General features: G+C 70.6%; 18 protein-coding genes and 3 tRNA genes. 11 read left to right on the plus strand and 10 right to left on the minus strand.

Translation table 11 applies throughout. From position 1 onward, the window contains the following. Positions 1-61: 61 nt before the first annotated feature. The 7 genes from purF (at position 62) to FNH24_RS29055 (ending at position 6,515) form a co-directional block, all read left to right on the plus strand. Positions 62-1,534 (plus strand): amidophosphoribosyltransferase, encoded by a 1,473-nt coding sequence (gene purF / locus FNH24_RS29025; RefSeq protein ID WP_425486918.1) that lies wholly within the window; start codon positions 62-64, stop codon positions 1,532-1,534. A gap of 79 nt (positions 1,535-1,613) precedes the next feature. Further along, complete coding sequence (gene purM, locus FNH24_RS29030; RefSeq protein ID WP_152365691.1) at positions 1,614-2,690, plus strand: phosphoribosylformylglycinamidine cyclo-ligase; 1,077 nt, start codon at positions 1,614-1,616, stop codon at positions 2,688-2,690. Positions 2,691-2,838: 148 nt separating this feature from the next. Next, on the plus strand, positions 2,839-3,048 hold the full coding sequence (locus FNH24_RS29035) for a DUF3073 domain-containing protein (RefSeq protein ID WP_152365692.1): 210 nt from the start codon (positions 2,839-2,841) through the stop codon (positions 3,046-3,048). Between the two features lie 30 nt (positions 3,049-3,078). Continuing rightward, on the plus strand, positions 3,079-3,468 hold the full coding sequence (locus FNH24_RS29040; RefSeq protein ID WP_152365693.1) for a DUF4870 domain-containing protein: 390 nt from the start codon (positions 3,079-3,081) through the stop codon (positions 3,466-3,468). Between the two features lie 14 nt (positions 3,469-3,482). Beyond that, on the plus strand, positions 3,483-4,454 hold the full coding sequence (locus tag FNH24_RS29045) for an alpha/beta hydrolase (protein ID WP_152365694.1): 972 nt from the start codon (positions 3,483-3,485) through the stop codon (positions 4,452-4,454). A gap of 58 nt (positions 4,455-4,512) precedes the next feature. Beyond that, positions 4,513-5,787 carry an NAD(P)/FAD-dependent oxidoreductase gene (locus FNH24_RS29050; protein WP_152365695.1) on the plus strand — a complete coding sequence of 425 codons (1,275 nt, stop codon included), beginning with the start codon at positions 4,513-4,515 and terminating at the stop codon, positions 5,785-5,787. 62 nt (positions 5,788-5,849) lie between these two features. After that, positions 5,850-6,515: a DUF6891 domain-containing protein gene (locus tag FNH24_RS29055; protein WP_152365696.1), complete on the plus strand. Its 666-nt coding sequence runs from the start codon at positions 5,850-5,852 to the stop codon at positions 6,513-6,515. A gap of 674 nt (positions 6,516-7,189) precedes the next feature. Here the strand turns inward: FNH24_RS29055 and FNH24_RS29060 are convergent. Then, positions 7,190-7,531 (minus strand): MerR family transcriptional regulator, encoded by a 342-nt coding sequence (locus tag FNH24_RS29060; RefSeq protein WP_152365697.1) that lies wholly within the window; start codon positions 7,529-7,531, stop codon positions 7,190-7,192. A gap of 68 nt (positions 7,532-7,599) precedes the next feature. On the opposite strand from FNH24_RS29060, the gene FNH24_RS29065 reads away from it, so the two are divergent. Continuing rightward, entirely contained in the window at positions 7,600-8,763 is a 1,164-nt protein-coding gene (locus FNH24_RS29065) for an MFS transporter (protein ID WP_152365698.1), read from the plus strand. Here the strand turns inward: FNH24_RS29065 and FNH24_RS29070 are convergent. From FNH24_RS29070 to FNH24_RS29085, 4 genes are all read right to left on the minus strand, one after another. Further along, a complete protein-coding gene (locus tag FNH24_RS29070) occupies positions 8,743-9,504 on the minus strand; it encodes a fructosamine kinase family protein (RefSeq protein WP_152365699.1) in 762 nt (253 codons plus the stop codon). The genes FNH24_RS29065 and FNH24_RS29070 overlap by 21 nt on opposite strands. Positions 9,505-9,649: 145 nt before the next feature. Next, positions 9,650-9,723 (minus strand) — tRNA-Phe (locus tag FNH24_RS29075). A gap of 66 nt (positions 9,724-9,789) precedes the next feature. After that, a tRNA-Asp gene (locus tag FNH24_RS29080) sits at positions 9,790-9,863 on the minus strand. A gap of 83 nt (positions 9,864-9,946) precedes the next feature. Beyond that, positions 9,947-10,504, minus strand: coding sequence for an anti-sigma factor domain-containing protein (locus tag FNH24_RS29085; protein ID WP_161606370.1), 558 nt, complete (start codon positions 10,502-10,504; stop codon positions 9,947-9,949). A 348-nt stretch (positions 10,505-10,852) separates the two neighbouring features. On the opposite strand from FNH24_RS29085, the gene FNH24_RS29090 reads away from it, so the two are divergent. Together FNH24_RS29090 and FNH24_RS29095 are read left to right on the plus strand one after the other, a co-directional pair. Continuing rightward, positions 10,853-12,187 carry a hypothetical protein gene (locus FNH24_RS29090; protein ID WP_152365701.1) on the plus strand — a complete coding sequence of 445 codons (1,335 nt, stop codon included), beginning with the start codon at positions 10,853-10,855 and terminating at the stop codon, positions 12,185-12,187. After that, positions 12,184-12,930 carry a sugar isomerase domain-containing protein gene (locus FNH24_RS29095; RefSeq protein WP_152365702.1) on the plus strand — a complete coding sequence of 249 codons (747 nt, stop codon included), beginning with the start codon at positions 12,184-12,186 and terminating at the stop codon, positions 12,928-12,930. The genes FNH24_RS29090 and FNH24_RS29095 overlap by 4 nt, the downstream gene beginning before the upstream one ends. Positions 12,931-12,940: 10 nt before the next feature. Here the strand turns inward: FNH24_RS29095 and FNH24_RS29100 are convergent, their stop codons facing one another. From FNH24_RS29100 to FNH24_RS29115, 4 genes are all read right to left on the minus strand, one after another. Then, complete coding sequence (locus FNH24_RS29100) at positions 12,941-13,627, minus strand: Pr6Pr family membrane protein (RefSeq protein ID WP_170304537.1); 687 nt, start codon at positions 13,625-13,627, stop codon at positions 12,941-12,943. 286 nt (positions 13,628-13,913) lie between these two features. Next, a complete protein-coding gene (locus FNH24_RS29105) occupies positions 13,914-14,546 on the minus strand; it encodes an aminoglycoside 3'-phosphotransferase (protein WP_217428593.1) in 633 nt (210 codons plus the stop codon). Between the two features lie 355 nt (positions 14,547-14,901). Further along, positions 14,902-15,804 carry an aminoglycoside phosphotransferase family protein gene (locus FNH24_RS29110; RefSeq protein ID WP_152365704.1) on the minus strand — a complete coding sequence of 301 codons (903 nt, stop codon included), beginning with the start codon at positions 15,802-15,804 and terminating at the stop codon, positions 14,902-14,904. 97 nt (positions 15,805-15,901) lie between these two features. Beyond that, a tRNA-Glu gene (locus FNH24_RS29115) sits at positions 15,902-15,977 on the minus strand. A gap of 169 nt (positions 15,978-16,146) precedes the next feature. Here FNH24_RS29115 and FNH24_RS29120 point away from each other — a divergent pair. Further along, positions 16,147-16,677, plus strand: coding sequence for a peptidase (locus FNH24_RS29120; protein ID WP_152365705.1), 531 nt, complete (start codon positions 16,147-16,149; stop codon positions 16,675-16,677). Between the two features lie 81 nt (positions 16,678-16,758). Here FNH24_RS29120 and FNH24_RS29125 read toward each other — a convergent pair whose 3' ends face one another. Next, positions 16,759-17,598, minus strand: coding sequence for a bifunctional 5,10-methylenetetrahydrofolate dehydrogenase/5,10-methenyltetrahydrofolate cyclohydrolase (locus tag FNH24_RS29125; RefSeq protein ID WP_246187115.1), 840 nt, complete (start codon positions 17,596-17,598; stop codon positions 16,759-16,761). Positions 17,599-17,699 lie beyond the last annotated feature (101 nt).

Genomic DNA, 17,699 nt, shown 5'->3' on the forward strand with positions numbered 1-17,699 from the left:
GACCTCTGCTGAAGACGGCGACACCCCCAAGACCGACGACAGTCCGCGTGACGCGTGTGGCGTGTTCGGCGTCTGGGCGCCCGGTGAGGAAGTCGCCAAACTGAGCTATTTCGGGCTCTATGCGTTGCAGCACCGCGGCCAGGAATCGGCCGGGATCGCGGTCAGCAACGGCTCCCAGATCATGGTGTTCAAGGACATGGGCCTGGTGTCCCAGGTCTTCGACGAACGCTCGCTCGAATCCCTCCGCGGCCATGTCGCGGTCGGCCACACGCGCTATTCGACGACCGGGGCCAGTGTCTGGGCCAACGCCCAGCCGACGTTCCGGCCGACGGCGACCGGCGGCATCGCGCTGGGCCACAACGGCAACCTGACCAACACCGTCGAGCTGGCCGACTGGCTGGCCGAGCGGGACCGCTCCGGCGGCTCGCTGGTGCCCGGCGCGCTGTCCGGCGAGACCGCCAACGACACGTCCCTGGTCACGGCGCTGATCGCCACGTACCCCGATCTCAACACCGAGGACGCCGCGGCCGAGGTGCTGCCCCGGCTGCGCGGCGCGTACTGCCTGGTCTTCATGGACGAGGAGGCCCTGTACGCGGCCCGCGACCCGCAGGGCATCCATCCGTTGGTGCTCGGCCGGCTCGAGTCGGGCTGGGTGATCGCCAGCGAGACGGCGGCGCTGGACATCGTCGGCGCGACGTTCATCCGCGAGGTCGAGCCGGGCGAGTTGATCACCGTCGACGCCGGGGGACTGCGGTCCCGCCGGTTCGCCGAGCCGGAGCCGAAGGGCTGCCTGTTCGAGCACATCTATCTGGCCCGGCCGGACACCACCATCTCCGGCCGCCGGGTGCACTCGACCCGGGTCGAGATCGGTCGGATCCTGGCCCGGCAGCACCCGATGGACGCCGACCTGGTGATCCCGGTGCCGGAGTCCGGCACCCCGGCCGCGATCGGGTACGCCGAGCAGTCCGGCATCCCGTACGGCGTCGGCCTGGTCAAGAACTCCTACGTCGGCCGGACCTTCATCCAGCCCAGCCAGACCATCCGCCAGCTCGGCATCCGGCTCAAGCTCAACCCCCTCCGCGACGTGATCGAGGGCAAGCGGCTGGTGGTGGTCGACGACACGATCGTCCGCGGCAACACCCAGCGCGCCCTGGTCCGGATGCTGCGCGAGGCCGGTGCCGCCGAGGTGCACGTCCGGATCTCCTCGCCGCCGGTGAAGTGGCCCTGTTTCTACGGGATCGACTTCGCCACCCGGGCCGAGCTGATCGCCAACGGCCTGAGCACCGACGAGATCTGCCGCTCGATCGGCGCCGACACGCTCGGCTACGTCAGCCTGGACGGTCTGATCGAGGCGACGACGGTGCCCAAGAACGACCTCTGCCGGGCCTGCTTCGACGGCGTCTATCCGGTCGAGCTGCCGATGTCGGAGCGGCTGGGCAAGCAACTCCTCGACGTGGAACGCCGCACCGACCTCGACGGCGTCCCCACCCTCACCGCCGGCCTCGGCGCCGCCGACGCCCTCACCCGCCCCTAGGGATTTGCCGAGTTGTACCGGCTGGGCGGTATCTGACAACCTGCGCCGACGGAGCAAACTGGAAGGTAACCGCAGCACCATGAGTAACGAGCAGCAGTCGGCGTATGCGGCGGCGGGGGTCGACATCGAGGCCGCGGACCGGTCGATCGACCTGATCAAGGAATGGGTCGGCAAGACCAAGCGGTCGGAGGTGATCGGCGGCATCGGCGGGTTCGCCGGGCTGTTCGACGCGTCGGCGCTGAAGCTGTACGACCACCCGGTGCTGGCCACCTCGACCGACGGCGTCGGCACCAAGGTGGCGATCGCGCAGGCGATGGACACCCACCACACGATCGGCTTCGACCTCGTCGGCATGGTCGTCGACGATCTGGTCGCCTGCGGCGCCGAGCCGCTGTTCATGACCGACTACATCGCCTGCGGCAAGGTCGTCCCGGAGCGGATCGAGGCGATCGTCCGCGGCATCGCCGAAGCCTGTCTGGCCGCGGGCTGCGCCCTGATCGGCGGCGAGATCGCCGAGCATCCCGGCCTGCTCGAACCGCACGCGTACGACGTCGCCGGCGCCTCGACCGGCGTGGTCGAACGCTCGAAGATCCTCGGCCCGGAGCGGGTCCGGCCGGGCGACGCCGTGATCGCGATGGCCTCCTCCGGCCTGCACTCCAACGGCTATTCACTGGCCCGCAAGGTGCTGCTGGCCGACGCCGGCTGGGCCCTGGACCGGGATGTGCCGGAGCTCGGCCGGACCCTGGGCGAGGAGCTGCTGGAGCCGACCAAGGTCTACACGCTGGATTGCCTGGCCCTGCTCGACGCGGTCGAGGTGCACACCTTCGCCCACGTCACCGGCGGCGGCCTGGCCGCCAACCTGGCCCGGGTGATCCCGGAGTCGGTCCGGGTCGTGATCGACCGGTCCAGCTGGGCCCCGAAACCGGTCTTCGAGCTGATCCGCGAGGTCGGCGGGCTGTCGCTCGCAGACGTGGAATCGACGCTCAACCAGGGTGTCGGGATGATTGCCGTGGTGCCGGCCGATGCGGCCGACGCCGCCCGGGCCGTACTGGCCGAACGGGGCGTCGAAGCCTGGATCTGCGGCGTGGCCGAGGCGGCGGACGAGGGCACCGCCGGGCCGCGGGTCTCACTGAGTGGAAATCACCGCCGAGGGTAAGCGATGTCCCGGTCCGGATTTCGCCACCAGCGCGCCGGACCTCAGGTTTGCAGAGTGGGGAGCATTGGGTAGCCTGTGTGTCACGACATGACCACTTGAGCCCGCGGCTGAGTCCGCCGGCAGACACAAGCGAGGGGGTCGACCCGATATGGGGCGCGGCCGTGCAAAGGCGAAGCAGACCAAGGTTGCCCGCGAACTGAAATATCGTCCGATGGACATGGATATTTCTTCGTTGGAGCAGGAGCTTCAGAGTGACTCGGGGGGCCAGCACGTACCCCCGGCCTACGAGGACCTGGCGTCGGAATACGACCAGGACTCCGGCCCCGGCTCGGACGAATACCTCCGCAAGTCCGGGTGACGACCGGGGCGACCGGTCTACGCTGAAGTCATGAGTCACGACCCTCAGCCTGGTCCGGGCGGCCCCAATCCACCCGGTGTCGGCCCGAACCCACCGCTGTCCCAGGGTGACGAACGGCTCTGGGCAACGGTGGCCCACGTGTCGATCCCCTTCCTGGGGTTCATCGGCTCGCTGATCGTGTGGGCGGTGTTCAAGGATCGCAGCGGCTGGCTCCGTGAGTCGGCGACCGAGGCACTGAACTTCTCGATCCTCTACACCATCGCCCAGTTCATTGCGGTGGTGCTGATGGTCGTCGTGATCGGAATGCTGCTGCTGCCGCTGATCGGGATCGCCGGGCTGATCCTGTGCATCCTCGCGGCCATCGCGGCCAACCGGGGTGAGCCGTACCGCTATCCGGTCAACCTGCGCCTGGTGAAGTGACTGTCCGAGCACCGATGACCGACTGGCGTCCCGACGTCCTGGACGGTTATCAGCAGTTCGACCTGCCGTTGCCCGACGCCGAGTCGGCGGTAGGGGAGGATCCGGACACCGAACTGGTCGCGACGCTGGTCCGGCGGCTGCGGCCGGGTGCGCGGACCAGGACCGCTGTGCTCTACGTGCACGGCTGGAACGACTACTTCTTCCAGGTCCATCTGGCCGACGAACTCCTTGATCACGGCTATGACTTCTACGCCCTGGAGCTGCGCCGCTACGGCCGCAGCCTGCGCCCGGGCCAACTGGCCGGCTTCGTGTCCGACCTTGATCACTACGACGCGGAGCTGGACGCGGCCGCCGACATGATCCTCGCCGATCATGATCAACTGGTGCTGATGGGCCACTCCACCGGCGGGCTGGTCGCGACCCTTTGGGCCGACCGGCACCAGGACCGGGTGGCCGCGCTGGTGCTCAACTCGCCCTGGCTCGACCTGCAGGGGTCCTGGGTGGTCCGTGCCCTCGGCTCGCCGGTGATCGACGCCCTCGGCGAGCGGCGGCCGACGGCCATCCTGCCGATGCCCGATCGCGGCTACTACGCCCGCACCCTGCACGCGGGGCTGGGCGGGGAATGGGACTACGACCAGACCTGGAAGCAGTCGCCGGGCCCGGCCGTGCGGGTCGGCTGGCTGCGGGCGATCCTGCGCGGCCACCAGCGGATCGCGGCCGGGTTGTCGCTGCAGCAGCCGATCCTGGTGATGGCCGCCGGGCGCAGCGACGTCGCGGTGCGCTGGAAGGAGACCTTCCTGCGCTCCGACATCGTGCTCGACGTCGACCAGATCGTCGCGCGGGCGCCGAAGCTCGGCCGGCAGGTCACCGTCCTCCGCTTCGAGGATGCGATCCACGATCTGGTGCTGTCCGCGGAGCCGGTCCGGGCCTGCGTGATGGCCGACCTGCGCCGCTGGCTGCGGGCGTACGGTCCGGCCTGCGACTGAGCCTTCGCCGCCCCGGGGTTTGCGGGGTGGCCCGGAGGGGCACTGGTTGAATGTGCCTATGACCGAGATGCCTCATGTCGTGGTGCTGGGGGCAGGGTTCGCCGGGATTGCGGCGACGGCCGAGTTGGCCCGGTCGGGGTTCCGGGTCACCCTGGTCGACCATCACCCGTACAACACGTTCCAGCCGCTGCTCTATCAGGTCGCGACCGGCGGGCTGAATCCCGGCGATGTGACCTATTCGCTGCGCTACTTCGCCGCCCGGCGCCGTGGGGTGCGGTTCCGGCGAGCCATGGTGACCGGGATCGATCATGATCGGCGCGAGGTGATCTGTGCCGACGACCTGTGCATCCCGTACGACTATCTGATCATCGCGACCGGCGTCACCACCAACCATTTCGGCATCCCGGGCGCGGCCGAATACTCGATGTCGATGTACACCCGGGCCGACGCGCTGCGGGTCCGGGACACGATCTTCGGCGGCCTGGAGACCATTGCCAGCCACTCCGAACCGGGGGCCGGGAAGTTCACCGTGGTGGTGGTCGGCGGCGGTGCGACCGGAGTGGAGATGGCCGGGTCGCTGGCCGAGCTGCGGGACAACGCGGTCCGGACGGTCTATCCCGAGCTCGACCCGGCTCGGGTCAACGTCGTGCTGGTCGAGATGGGCGACGCGGTGCTGCCGCCGTTCGACGAGTCGCTGCGCCGCTACGCGCTGCGCGAGTTGATCAAGCGCGGCGTGGACGTACGGCTGAAGACCACGATCACCCAGGTGCACGCCGACAAGGTGGACTTCGCCGACGACACCTCGATGCCGGTCGACCTGGTGATCTGGGCGGCCGGGGTGGCCGGCGACTCGGCGTTGAAGGAGTGGGGGCTGCCGCTGGGCAAGGGCGGTCGGATCGAGGTCGAGCCGGATCTCCGGGTGATCGACCGCGATCGGGTGCTGGCGGTCGGCGACATCGCCTTGATCGTCAAGAACCCGCAGGCCCAGCTCGCCCAGCCGGCGATCCAGATGGGCAAGCACGCCGCCCGTCAGGTCGCCCGCCTGCACGCGCACGCGCTGCCGGAACCCTTTGCGTACCGGGACAAGGGCACCATGGCCACCATCGGCCGGGCGGACGCGGTGATGGAGCTGCCGATCGGGATCAAGGGCCGCGGCCTGATCGCCTGGCTGCTCTGGATCGCGGTGCACATCGTCACCCTGCTGGGCAACCGGAACCGGGTCCAGACCATGATCAACTTGATTTCCCGGTACGGCGGCCCGAAGCGATCCGGCGCCATCGTCGGCGACGTGCTGGACACGCCGGCCCGGAAGAAGGCGATCGAGGAGTCGTGACCCGGCCGGCGTCCGGGGCGTCCCTGATTGGATCTGACCGGGTGCCGGATTAGGCTGCGCGCATGGCGCCGCTGGACGACGATGACGACCGCGTCCTCGATCATTTGATCAATGGCGGATTCCTGTCCGCCGACGAGATCAAGAGCACCTTCCTGGACGAGTTCCTGGATGGCGCGGTGACCGAGGCCGATCGGGCGGAGATCGGCGCCGAGGTCGATCGCCGGGTTGCCGCCGCGGAGGAACTGCAGCGGAAATGGACCGGCGCGACGACCTACGACCGGCTCGAGCGGGCCTTCGCCCGGCTGAACCGGAGCGACCAGGTGGTCGCGATGCACAACGCCGGCTTCACCCGGGAGGCCGCGATGGAATTGGTCGCGGCGGAGTGCAAGGAGCGCGGCGGCTCCCGGGCCGGGATCCTCGGTGGCGTCTACTACACCGAGCAGGATCTCGAGACCGCCCTGGACACCCGGGTGCTGCGGCTCGGCTACTTCGCCATCGGCCCGGACGCCGCCGCCTGTGACGCCGGGATCGCCAAGATGATGCCCAAGGTGCTCAGCCGGCTGATCGCCGAAGACCTGCCGGCCGCCTGGAACGGCGATCAGACGAGCAAGATCGACATCACCCCGCTCGACTGGACCAAACGCCTCCCCACCATCGAAGCCACCCCCACCCCCCGCCCCAACCTCCTGTCCCGCCTCTTCGGCTCCACCACCCCCACCCCCTCCTAACCCCCGCCGACCCGTCACTTCCGCGGCCACTTCGGCCGCGTGCAATGGGCGGTCGCTGGGTTCGTTCCCTGAGCTTGTCGAAGGGCAGGCCGGGGTTGCCCTCGCCTGGGGCTTCGGCCGTACGGCCGAAAAAGACGCGCCAAGGACGGGCGGGATTTGCGGTCGGCCGGGGGTCGCGGCCGAGGACCGGTTATGCGCTGGGCTTCGACTGCACTCCGCGAGTGGACGCTTTGGCCGCGGATCTGCGTCTGGAAGCTGGCCGAACTGTCCACTCGCCGCACGTCGACGGGTGAGGTCGGTGAACACGATCCTGCTGAACCCGGCCGAGGACCCAAACCGGCGCGTGAGAGGCGAGCTTCGCGGCCGAGGTGTCGTTCCGGATGGGGCTTCAGCCGCGGCAGTAGCGGGGCAGGGTTCGGCGTCGGTGGCGTAGCGGCAACCGGCTTCCGGTCCGGCAGCCATCGAGTGTGACCTTTTCCACCCTGGTTCGCAGATTTCAGGTGGATAAGGTCACTCTCGACGCAAGGCCTGGCCGAACCGGGCCCCTTCTGACGCCAAGAAGGTCCCCGAAGACCCAATCGGAGACCGCCGATGATCTTGGGCCTGTGGTGTTGTGTCCCTGTCCGAAGCTGGTGCGCCCGATCGGTGGATCCAGGCTCCGGGAACGAACGGCCTCAGGACGCCCGGTCGGCCAGCAGACCGTCCAGCAGGGACTGCGCGGTGGTCAACTGATCGATGTCGGCGGACATCCGGGCCCGCTCCACCAGCAGCCGGTCCCGGCAGCCGTCGAGCATCCGGGCCTCGTCGACCATGCAGGCCAGGATCTGGGCGATCAATTCGGTGCCGAGTCCCGCGGCGAGCAGCAGGCGGATCCGCTGCACGGTAGCGAGATCGGACTCGCCGAAGTGCCGGTAACCCGACGGCGAGCGGTCCGGGCGTAGCAGCGCCTTCTCCTCGTAGTAGCGCAGCGCCCGGATGCTCACCCCGGACCGTCGCGACAGCTCACCGATGCGCATGATCCACCTCCCTCCCGCACCTCCACCGACTTGACTCTCACGTCGACGTGAGGCTTTAGCTTACCCGGGTGACTCTCCTCGTCCTCCTGCTCTGCGTCTTCAGCATCACCACCGGTGAGTTCGTGATCTCCGGCATCCTGCCCGCCGTCGCCGCCGATCTCGGCGTCACCCCGGGTGCGGCCGGGCTGCTGGTGTCGGCGTACGCGATCGGCATGATCATCGGCGGGCCGGTGCTCACCGCGCTCACCGCCGCGCTGCCGCGCAAGCCGCTGCTGCTGGCCCTGCTCGCCGTGGCGGTGATCGGTAACCTCGGCTCGGCGCTGGCGCCCGATTACGAGATCCTGCTGGCCGCCAGGTTGATCACCGCCCTGGTCACCTCGACCTTCTTCGCCCATGCCGTGGTGGTCGCGGTGCGCTCGGGGTCGCCGGAGCGGGCGGCGTCGACGGTGGCCCGACTCGCGTTCGGGATGAGCCTGGCCATGATCATCGGCGCACCGCTCGGCACCATGATCGGCCAGACCTGGGGCTGGCGGTGGACCTTCGGCGCCATCGCGCTCGGCTGTCTGCTCGGATTGATCTTGGTGGCCGCGATGATCAACGCGCCGGCCGAGCCCCGCTCGTCCGCCCGGTCCGAGCTGCGAGCCCTCGGTGCCCGGCCGGTGCTCGCCGCGCTGTTGATCACCGCTGTCGGCAACATCGGCGCGCTGGCCGTCTTCACCTATCTTGCGCCGCTGCTGACCGGCGTCGCCGGGCTGGCCGCCGGTCAGGTCCCGCTGCTCCTGCTCGGGTACGGCCTCGGCGGCACGGTCGGCAATCTCCTCGGCGGCCGGCTGGCCGATCGAGCCCCGCGGCCCGCGGTGCCGGTGCTGCTGGCCGGTCTGGCCGGACTGCTGGTCATCGCCTGGGCGGTGGCCGACCGCCTGCTGCCGGCCGGGATCGCCGTCGTCGGGATCGGCCTGCTGGCGTTCGCGGTCATCCCCGGCCTGCAGGCCCGGGTCCTCTCCGCCGCGGCCGCCGCCCCGACCCTGGCCATGGCCGTGAACGCGTCGGGCTACCAGGTCGCCGCCGCCGTCGCGGGCTGGCTCGGCGGGATGATCGTCGACTCCGCCGCCGGCCCCCGGCCGCTCTATCTGGTCGCCGCCGCCGTCACCGCGATCGGCGTCCTCCTCGCCGCAGTGCTCCGCTCCCACCCGGCCCCGCGCCCGAATGAGCTAGAGGTAGCGGAGGGCTAGGGCGGCGGCTTCGGAGCCGTAGGAGGGTCCGTGGGAGACCGCGTGGACCAGGAGCGGGTGCAGCTGGTGCAGGCCGATCAGGGCTCGCCAGCCGGACGGGAGGGCGGCGGCTTCGGCGTAGGCGGCCAGGATGGTCTCCAGGTGCGGGGCTCCGAACAGGGACAGCATCGCCAGGTCGGTCAGGCCGTGGCCGCCGTGGGCGGCCGGGTCGATCAGCACCAGACCGCGAGCGGTGCCGATCAGGTTGCCCGACCACAGGTCGCCGTGGATCCGCGCCGGCGGTCGGTCGTCGTCGAAGTCGCCGGCCGCGATCCGCTCGGCGACGCGTTCGATCGGCACCAGTTGCTGCCGTGTCAGGTGGCCGAGGTCGCGGGCGGCGCGGGCGTACGGAAGCATCCGCTGTTCGGCGTAGAACCGGCCCCAGCGCGCCTCCGGCCGCAGCGTCAGCCGCTGCCGGCCGATGTAGCCGTCGCCGTCCCAGCCGCTGGGCGGTTCGCCGAACGCGGCGGCGCCGGCGGCGTGGGTGCGGGCCAGGGCCGTACCGAAATCGGCGGCGGCCGCCGAGGTCGGCGGCACGGGGAGGAGTCGAGCGACGGTGATCGAGGCGCGGTCGGCCTCCAGCACTTCGACGACAGGGGCGGCGGCCGCGGCAGCGAGCCAGCGAAGTCCCGCGGCCTCGACAGCGAAGAAGTCGGCTGGCGCCTCAGGCCAGTGCTTCCGGAAGTGGGGGGCCAAGATCATCCTAGGGACGCGGGCCTGGCGGGCCAGGAACGCGGGACTCAGCGGGCTAGGAACGCGGGGTCTGCGGGGCTCGGCCCCGCAACGAAACAACGACGAGACCCCGGGAAGGTGGCAACAGCCACCGAACAGGCTTGACGTCTCGGAGTGGCCAGGGCCGGGTTCGAACCGGCGACCTTTCACTTTTCAGGCGAACGCTGCTACCAACTGAGCTACCTGGCCGTGGCCGGCGCCAAGCCGGCCGCCTAACCTTCGGCGGTGCTGCCGATCTCGACAGCACCACCGTTGCGACCCCGACGGGACTCGAACCCGCGACCTTCGCCGTGACAGGGCGACGCGCTAACCAACTGCGCTACGGGGCCTTGGTGAGGTGCACCGCTACAACCTCGGTGCCCGCGAAACTATAGCGCACGCTTGGCCGGGAGTAGAAATCATTCCGGGGCGATCAGATCAGTGGGCCGCGGAGCATCGTGTCGCCGGAGTGCTCGGGCTTCCCGTCGATCAACTGATAGCTCACCTCGACCGTCTGATAGTCGGTGAGATCGAGGCCTGGCGGCAGCGGGAAGCGACGTTCCTCGCCGATCATCGCGCCGAGCGGGTAGTACCGCTTGCCGTCCTTGGTGACCAGCCAGACCTGGCGGTAGCCGTCCCGCGCCGGCGGGGTCGAGACGCGCGCGATCAGGTACCGCTCGCCCTGCGGTGTGACCTCCACCGTGGCGTTGCCGGTCGCGGTCGGCCAGTCGGCCGTCGGCTTCATCGTGGCGCTGGCGATCACGGTCGGCTGCGGCTGCCACCAACGACCCCAGCCGAGCCCGATGCCGAGGCCGACGGCGACGCCGAGCAGGGCGGTGAGCAGTGGCACCAACCACGGCAGCCGGCGGCGCCGGACCGGGGGCGGGGGCGTGCCGAGGTCGCGGTCGAGATGATCGGGCGCCTCGAGTTCGCGGACCGGCGGATCGGCCGGCCGCGTCCGTTGGGCGTCGTCCTCGGTCGGTGTAGTCAACGTCGCGCTGTCTCCTCGGTTGGCGCGGTCCGGTCGAGGTGAGGGCTCGTCGGCGGACCCCGAGCCGCTGCAGTGCCCGATGGTAGGCATCCCGCCGGGCGGCTCGCCACCGGGATACGCCGCCACCGAGCCCGTCGATGGCGGAACTGAGATTGTACGGCGACGAGCCGACACCGTCCCGGGCGCCGAACCACTCCGATCGGACGGGTGCCGGGATTAGACCAATCCTGGTCAGTGATCGCGCAAGCCCAAGAATGCAAGGGGTCTGCGTCGGGATCGGCGACGGTGGTCTAGACGAAACCGGTCGACCACTGGTCACCGCCGCGGTCGATCAGGTTCGCTGGCCTGGTGAGCCGCCCCGTTGAACCCGGACCGTCGGATCCCGGCCTGCTGGCGAGCGCGGCCACGACGGTGATCACCCCGAGTCGGCCCGGCCCGCTGGCGGGCTATGCGGCGCGGGCCGGGGCGCTGAGCACCGGCACCCATGACGACCTCGAAGCCGGGGCGGTGTGGCTCCGCGGCGCCGGTGGGGATCCGGGCCTGCTCTGGCTCATGCTGGACGTGATCGGGGTGACCCCGGTGCTGCGGGACGCCTGCCGGCGCCTGGTGGCCGCGGCGTTCGATCGACCGCCGGAGTTGATCATCACCGCGTCGCACACCCATGCCGCGCCGTCCGGCTGGGTCGGATCGATCCACCCCGGGCATCCGGCCGAGGTGGATCCGGCCGCCCTGGACGGGCTGACCGGCCGGCTGTCGGCTCTGTTGCGGGCCATCCATGATCAGCCGGCGGATGCGGTCCGGCCGGTCTTCGCCGAGCGGCCCGTGCGCGGCGTCGGCAGCAACCGGCTGCGGCCCGACGGACCGTACGACGACAGCGCCGGGATCCTCGTCCTGCAACGGATCCTCGACGGCAGTCCGGCCGCGGTGATCATCGATCACGGCTGTCACCCCACCGTGCTGCCGGCCGGCAACCTCGAGCACTCGGCCGACTGGCCCGGCGCCGCGCGGCGTTCGATCGCCGCCGAGTTGCCCGGCCACCCACCGGTGCTGTTCCTGCAGGGCGTGGCCGGCGACGTCAGCACCAGATTCGTGCGCGCCGACCAGTCGTTCGCCGAGGCGGACCGGATCGGTGGCCGCTTGGCCGAGATCGTGCTCGGCGAGCCCGGGCCGGCGGAGCCGCTCATCGGCACCCCGCGGATCGCCCGTCGCACGCTGTCGGTGCCGGCCCGGTCGATCCCCGATCATGATCGGGCCCGGGCCGCGGTGGCCGAGGCCGAGGCAGCCCTGACCCGGCTGTCCACCGAAGTTGATCATGGAGCACTACGGATCGCGCAGACCCGGCTGGACGGGGCCCGGGTGCTGGCCGAGCTGGCCGCCGCCGAGCTGCCCGCGCGGTGGGCGTTGCCGATCACGGCGGTCGCACTGGCCGACGTCGCCTGGATCACGCTGCCGGTGGAGCCGTTCACCTCCCTCGGATTGCGGATCAAGCGGGCCAGTCCGTACCGGCACACCAGGGTGATCGGCTACACCGACGGCTACCTGGGGTATCTGGCCGACCCGGAGGCGATCGCCGAGGGCAGCTACGAGGCGCTGAGCAGCCTCTTCGACGAGGCCGGCGCCGAGGCCGTCGTGACCGGCGCGTCCGATCTGTTGATCAACCTGCACCGAGAAGGACACCGATGAGCTATCGCTATCCCGAGCTGGCCAAGGCCGCCATCGATCGGCTGCTCGATGATCAACTGGAACCGATCGACGCCGCCGCCGATCTGATCACGGCGGCGCTGACGGCCGGTGGGGTGCTCCAGGCCTTCGGCACCGGGCACGCCCGGCTCGTCGTCCATGAGATGGCCGGCCGGGCCGGAGGGCTGATGCCGATCAACCTGATCCGGGTGCAGGACCTGGTCTTCTTCGGTGATCGGGAGCCGAGCAGCCTCCTCGACCCCACCCTGGAACGCGATCCCGGCCTGGCCGCCGACATCCTGGCCCTGGCCGCGCCGAGGCCGGGGGACCCGTTCCTGATCGCGTCCAACTCCGGCATCAACGGATCCGTCGTCGAGCTGGCCCGGCTGGTCCGCGAGGCCGGGCATCCGGTGATCGCCGTTTGCTCGGTGGCTCACGGCAGCGTGGTGCCGAGCCGGCATCCGAGCGGACTGAAGCTGCTCGATCTGGCCGACGTGGTGATCAACACCGGCGCGCCGGCCGGCGACGCGGCGCTCGAGCTGCCGGACGGGACCCGGATCGGCGCGCTGTCCAACCTGGTCGGCGTGGTGATCGTGCAGTTGCTCACCGAGGGGATCGCCCGCCGGATGCTGGCCGCCGGCATCACGCCGCCGGTCTATCGCTCGATGAACCTGCCCGATGGTGATCAGGCCAACGCCGCCCGGCTGGCCTCCTACGGGACGCGGATCCGTCCGATCGAGCCCTGAATCCGGGCCGTCAACGGTCGAGGCTGGGCAGCCGGTCGAGCAGCCGGAAGATCACGGCGATGACCGCGGCCGCGAGCAGGATGATCACGATGTTGCGCAGGGCGATCGGGAAGCCCAACTGCGTGACGTTGAGGAACGGGTACGGATACCAGCCGCTGATCGCCCCGTGGATCAGGGTGTACGCGATCCAGGCGGCGGGCCAGGCGAAGGCCGCGGCCACGGTGATCCAGCCGATCCTCGGCCGCGGCCCGACCAGGAGCCAGCAGGCGAGGAACAGCCACGGGCTGACGTAGTGCAGCAGCACGGTGGCGAGGAGCGCCGTGCCCTCGAAGTGGGCCAGTGGCGCCAGGATGGTGGCGTACACGATGCCGGTGATCACGATGCCCAACAGCGCGTCCAGCCGGACGGTGCGCCAGAACGCACCGTCCCGGCCGGGCCGCAGCGCCAGCAAGATCGACACGACCAGCACCAGGATGTTGCTCTGGATCGTGAAGTAGCTGAAGAACCGGAGCAGCCGCGTGCCGAGCGGGACGGCCGCGGCACCGCTCCCGGAGTTGACGTCTTCGCCGCCGGCGAAGAGCAGCGCCAGTTGGATCACCAGGCCGGCCGCGGCGACCGCCGCGATGGCGACATGCAGCCACCGCGCCACGTCCCGCCGTTCGCCGACCGCCGCCGGTGCCTGCGTCGAGGTCGTCATCCCCTCATCCTGGCGGCTCCACGTGGTCGAGAGCCGGAACGACGCGACGATACAGCGAAGGCTGTAGCGTGATCGCCGAGCCCGAGGGCCGGCAGGTGCGGTACGAGGTCTCCGATCCTCACGTCGTTCGAGCGCTCGGTGACCTGGTCCGCGTCGTGCTCGCCCGTCGACGAGTCGGCCGAGTGCCTCGACCCCGTCTGTCCGGTGCCCGGCTGTGGTGAACGCCGCTGATGGCGTCGACCCTCATCACCACCTGAGCATCGTGATCATGCCGCCGGACCGTCCCTCAGGTGAGTTCCCACAGTCGCCGGTAGTAGCGAAGGCGGAGCGGATCGGCCGGCACCCCGTACGCCTCCAGGTAGAGCTCCTCCCAGCCGGGCCCGTAGTTCCACTCGGTGCTCCAGGTCCCGATGGCAAGATCAGCCCACCGATCGGCGACGCCGAGGTCGCCGAAGTCGACGTGACCCGCGTAGCGCCCGTCCGCGTCGATCAAGGTGTTGGGCGAACAGGCGTCGCCGTGGCAGACCACCAGGCGGTCGACCGGCGGGGCGTCGGCCAACAGCTGGTCCGCGGCCGGTCCGGAGAGTCCGCGGCGGCCGATCCGGGCGCCGACCGACCAATCGAACGGGCAGTCCGCCACCGGAAGCGCATCGTGCAACGCGCGGAGGGCGGCGCCGCCCACCCGGACGGCCGTCGCGGGATCGGCCTTCCAGCGGTCCGAGATGGCGGTCTCACCCGGCAGGGCGGTGGTGACCAGCCACGATCCGTCGGGGTCTTCGCCCGCGGCGAGCACCTGCGGCACCCGCGCGAAGCGATGGGCCCAGCGCAGCCGTTCCGCCTCGGCGGCCAGATCCAGCTGCGATCCGGCGGGAGCCCATTTCGCGAACCGGTCCGGCCCGGAACCGATCCGAAATGCCACGCCGCCGGAACCGTTCACCCACACAGCCGCGACGGGCTCACCCGCGCTCAGGCGGCGGATCGCCGGCGGGACGGGCTCATCCGGCCCGGCGAAACCGCTGTCGTTCGTCGAGTGCACCGGGCCACGATCCCACGTGTCCCCGCGGTGCGTTTCGGCCAGTTCGGCCAGTTCGGCCAGTTCGGCCCGGCGGGCCTGACGCGCCGTCGACTACCCGGCACGCCAGACCACCCGCACGGGGCCGGCGGTCACGACAGCTGGTGGTTCAACCAGCGTGACCTCGGCACGGCCGGCCTCCCAGGCGGTCGGTGTGCCTGACCGACCTGTACCCAATTCCGTGGCCCTTCATCGGATTCGGTCAGGCCGGCTCGGGGCCGGCGACGGCCTCGGCGGCGGCCAGGGTCTGCCGGCCGAGGGGCTGGACCTCGATCTCGGTGCAATGCAATCCGCTCGCCACCCGCTCGATGACGCCCCACTCCCAGATGGCCGTGGCGTCGAGGCCCGACCGCGCGCCGAGCCGCCGGGCCCGCTCCCGCGGGTCGCCCTGGAGCAGTTCGACGGGATCGCCCCGCATCACCGTCCCGAGGTCGCACTCGGGCTCGGCCAGCAGACCGTCCGGATCGACGAGCTTGAACTCCGGGCCCGCCTGGAGGGCGTTGAGCTGATGCACGTCGCCGTGCACCAGCACGGCCCGCTCGTCGTCGTGAGCGGCCGCGCGCCGGTGGGCACAGGCGAGCGCGTAGTCGATCGCCCGCTCCGAGCAGGGACGGTCGAGTCTCTGCCACGACTCGGTGACGAAGGTGGCCAGGTGCCGAGCTCGGTCGGCACCGGTCGGGAGCCCGCTGTCCGGCGCCGGGCGCCACAACTTCGCCGCCGTGTCGACCAGGATCTCGTGCCGTTGCGCGGTAGGGAGGCCCAGCTCGTACAGGGGTGGACCCAGCCGCTCGAGCAGGAGCGCGCCCAGGTCGGGGTCGTCGCGGAGCAGGGCCACGCATCCCCGGCCGTCGGCCAGCCGCAGCGCCGTGATCTCGTGCCGGGCCCGGCCCCCGCTCAGCGGCAGCAGGACCTTCAGCACGGCCGGCTGCCCGGCGCCGGTCGTCACCTCCGCGACGTACGCCTCGGTGGCCCCCGCGAGCGGGCGACCGAGGGTGAGGTCCCACTGCTGCTCGAGGTGGTTCACGAGCTCTGGCAGGTCGGCAAGCCAGCGTTCGGCGCCGGCGGCGACCGCGTGATTTCGGAGGGCCTCCGGGACTCTGATCAACTCGCGCCTGCGCTCTCGCCGTGTCCCGGGCAGCCGAAGCGTCCGGGAGTGAAGCGGCCCCGACTCGGTGTTATTCCTAGTCGGGGCCGTTTCCGTGTGGCATCCCCAACGGGATTCGAACCCGCGTTGCCGCCTTGAAAGGGCGGTGTCCTAGGCCTCTAGACGATGGGGACTCGGACCGGAAAACTGTAGCCGGAATCCGCGCTTCTGCCCAAACCGTATCCGGCGGCCGGGGTTCTGTTACACGGTTGGCACTCGCCCTCTCTTGTCTGCTAACCCCGTGATCGTTGATCATGAAATGAAAGCCCTGGCTTTCAGGGTCCTCGTCGGGAGGGGATCATCATGGACGATCAACGATCCGGCTCGATTGAGATCGCACCGCTGCAGTCGCAGGGATCCCTGTACGGATTCATCGTTTCCGGGCGCTGGCCGGCGGACATGGTCGAATGGTCCAAGATCCTGATCTTGGCGGTGCAGCTCGCCGCGGTGCCGGGTCTGGTGCCGACGACGACGGTCTACCGGGTCCGGGAGGACAAGCCCGACATGACCCCGGCCGCGGTCGGACTGGTGGTGGCCGAGGGCTCACTGATCGGCGACGACGCGCTGCAGCCGGGCCAGTTCGCCCGGGACGAGCAGCCGCCGGGCCTGTTCGTGCTGCATCCACCGGGGCAGACCATCACCTCGGTCCGCGATCACGAGGTCGCGTCCGGCTGCGTGTTCCTGCCCGGCTTGCCGTACCTGGGGCTCGATCACCGGGCGGCATGGGTGGAGGCCGACATCGAGGGTACGGTGACGCACCTGGTCAGCCGCGGCGATCTCGACCCCAACACCGACGCCGACACCGCCGCCCTGGCGATGCTTCTCGCCGCCTGAGCCCCTCCATTTTGCCGAGTTGTCAGAACTGAGTTGTGTCCTGGCACAACTCAGTTCTGACAACTCGGCTGGGGTGGGGGTTCAGAGGCGGGTGAGGGCGGCGTCGACGGTTTGGGCGAGCAGGGTGGCGATGGTCATCGGGCCGACGCCACCGGGCACCGGCGTGATCCAGCTCGCCCGCTCGGCCGCCGCCGCGTACTCGACATCGCCGACGTTGCCCGGGTTGTAGCCCGCGTCCACGACCACGGCGCCGGGCTTGACCCAGTCACCGCGGATCAGCTCCGGCCGGCCCACCGCGGCGACGATCAGGTCGGCGGTCCGGACCACCTCGGCCAGGTCCCGGGTCCGGGAGTGGCAGTAGGTGACGGTCGCGTTGCGCTCCAGCAGCAGCATGCCGACCGGCTTGCCCAGGATCGGGCTGCGGCCGACGACGACCGCGTGCTGGCCCTCGAGCGGCAGTTGGTACGCGTCCAGCAGCCGGATGATCCCGCCGGGAGTGCAGGACTGGAAGCCGGTCCGGCCGAGGCCCATCGCCGCGAAGGAGGTCATGGTGACGCCGTCGACGTCCTTGTCGGCCCGGATCGCCTCGAACACCGCCGGCTCGTCGACCTGGCTCGGCACCGGGTGCTGCACCAGGATGCCGTCGACCGTGTCGTCCGCCGAGAGCTCCTCGACCCGGGCGACCACCTCGGCGGTGGTGCTGGTGTCCGGCAGCTCGATCCGGCGCGACTCGAGGCCGTACTTGGCGGCCCGGTTGGCCTTCATCTTCACGTACGTCTTCGACGCCGGGTCCTCACCGACCAGGACGGTCACCAGGGACGGCTTGCGGCCGAGCCGTTCGGTGATCTTGGCCGCGCGGTCCGCGGTCTCCTCGAGCAGGGCTTGTGCGGTGGCGGTTCCGTCCAGGATGCGTGCGGTCACGTGCCTCATTATGGCCCTCGGCCCGCACCCGGCCGACCGGCCCCGAACAGAACCCGACCCGCAGCTCGGTGTGAACTGCGGGCCGGATCGTCCGTGGGCAA

The organism is Microlunatus speluncae (assembly GCF_009299835.1).
GTDB classification, from domain to species: Bacteria; Actinomycetota; Actinomycetes; order Propionibacteriales; family Propionibacteriaceae; genus Microlunatus; species Microlunatus speluncae.

Coding starts and splice junctions, on each gene's coding strand:
- purM (WP_152365691.1), top strand. CDS start 1,614: ATGAGTAACGAGCAGCAGTCGGCGTATGCGGCGGCGGGGGTCGACATC.
- FNH24_RS29035 (WP_152365692.1), top strand. CDS start 2,839: ATGGGGCGCGGCCGTGCAAAGGCGAAGCAGACCAAGGTTGCCCGCGAA.
- FNH24_RS29040 (WP_152365693.1), top strand. CDS start 3,079: ATGAGTCACGACCCTCAGCCTGGTCCGGGCGGCCCCAATCCACCCGGT.
- FNH24_RS29045 (WP_152365694.1), top strand. CDS start 3,483: ATGACCGACTGGCGTCCCGACGTCCTGGACGGTTATCAGCAGTTCGAC.
- FNH24_RS29050 (WP_152365695.1), top strand. CDS start 4,513: ATGACCGAGATGCCTCATGTCGTGGTGCTGGGGGCAGGGTTCGCCGGG.
- FNH24_RS29055 (WP_152365696.1), top strand. CDS start 5,850: ATGGCGCCGCTGGACGACGATGACGACCGCGTCCTCGATCATTTGATC.
- FNH24_RS29060 (WP_152365697.1), bottom strand. CDS start 7,531: ATGCGCATCGGTGAGCTGTCGCGACGGTCCGGGGTGAGCATCCGGGCG.
- FNH24_RS29070 (WP_152365699.1), bottom strand. CDS start 9,504: ATGATCTTGGCCCCCCACTTCCGGAAGCACTGGCCTGAGGCGCCAGCC.
- FNH24_RS29095 (WP_152365702.1), top strand. CDS start 12,184: ATGAGCTATCGCTATCCCGAGCTGGCCAAGGCCGCCATCGATCGGCTG.
- FNH24_RS29100 (WP_170304537.1), bottom strand. CDS start 13,627: ATGACGACCTCGACGCAGGCACCGGCGGCGGTCGGCGAACGGCGGGAC.
- FNH24_RS29120 (WP_152365705.1), top strand. CDS start 16,147: ATGGACGATCAACGATCCGGCTCGATTGAGATCGCACCGCTGCAGTCG.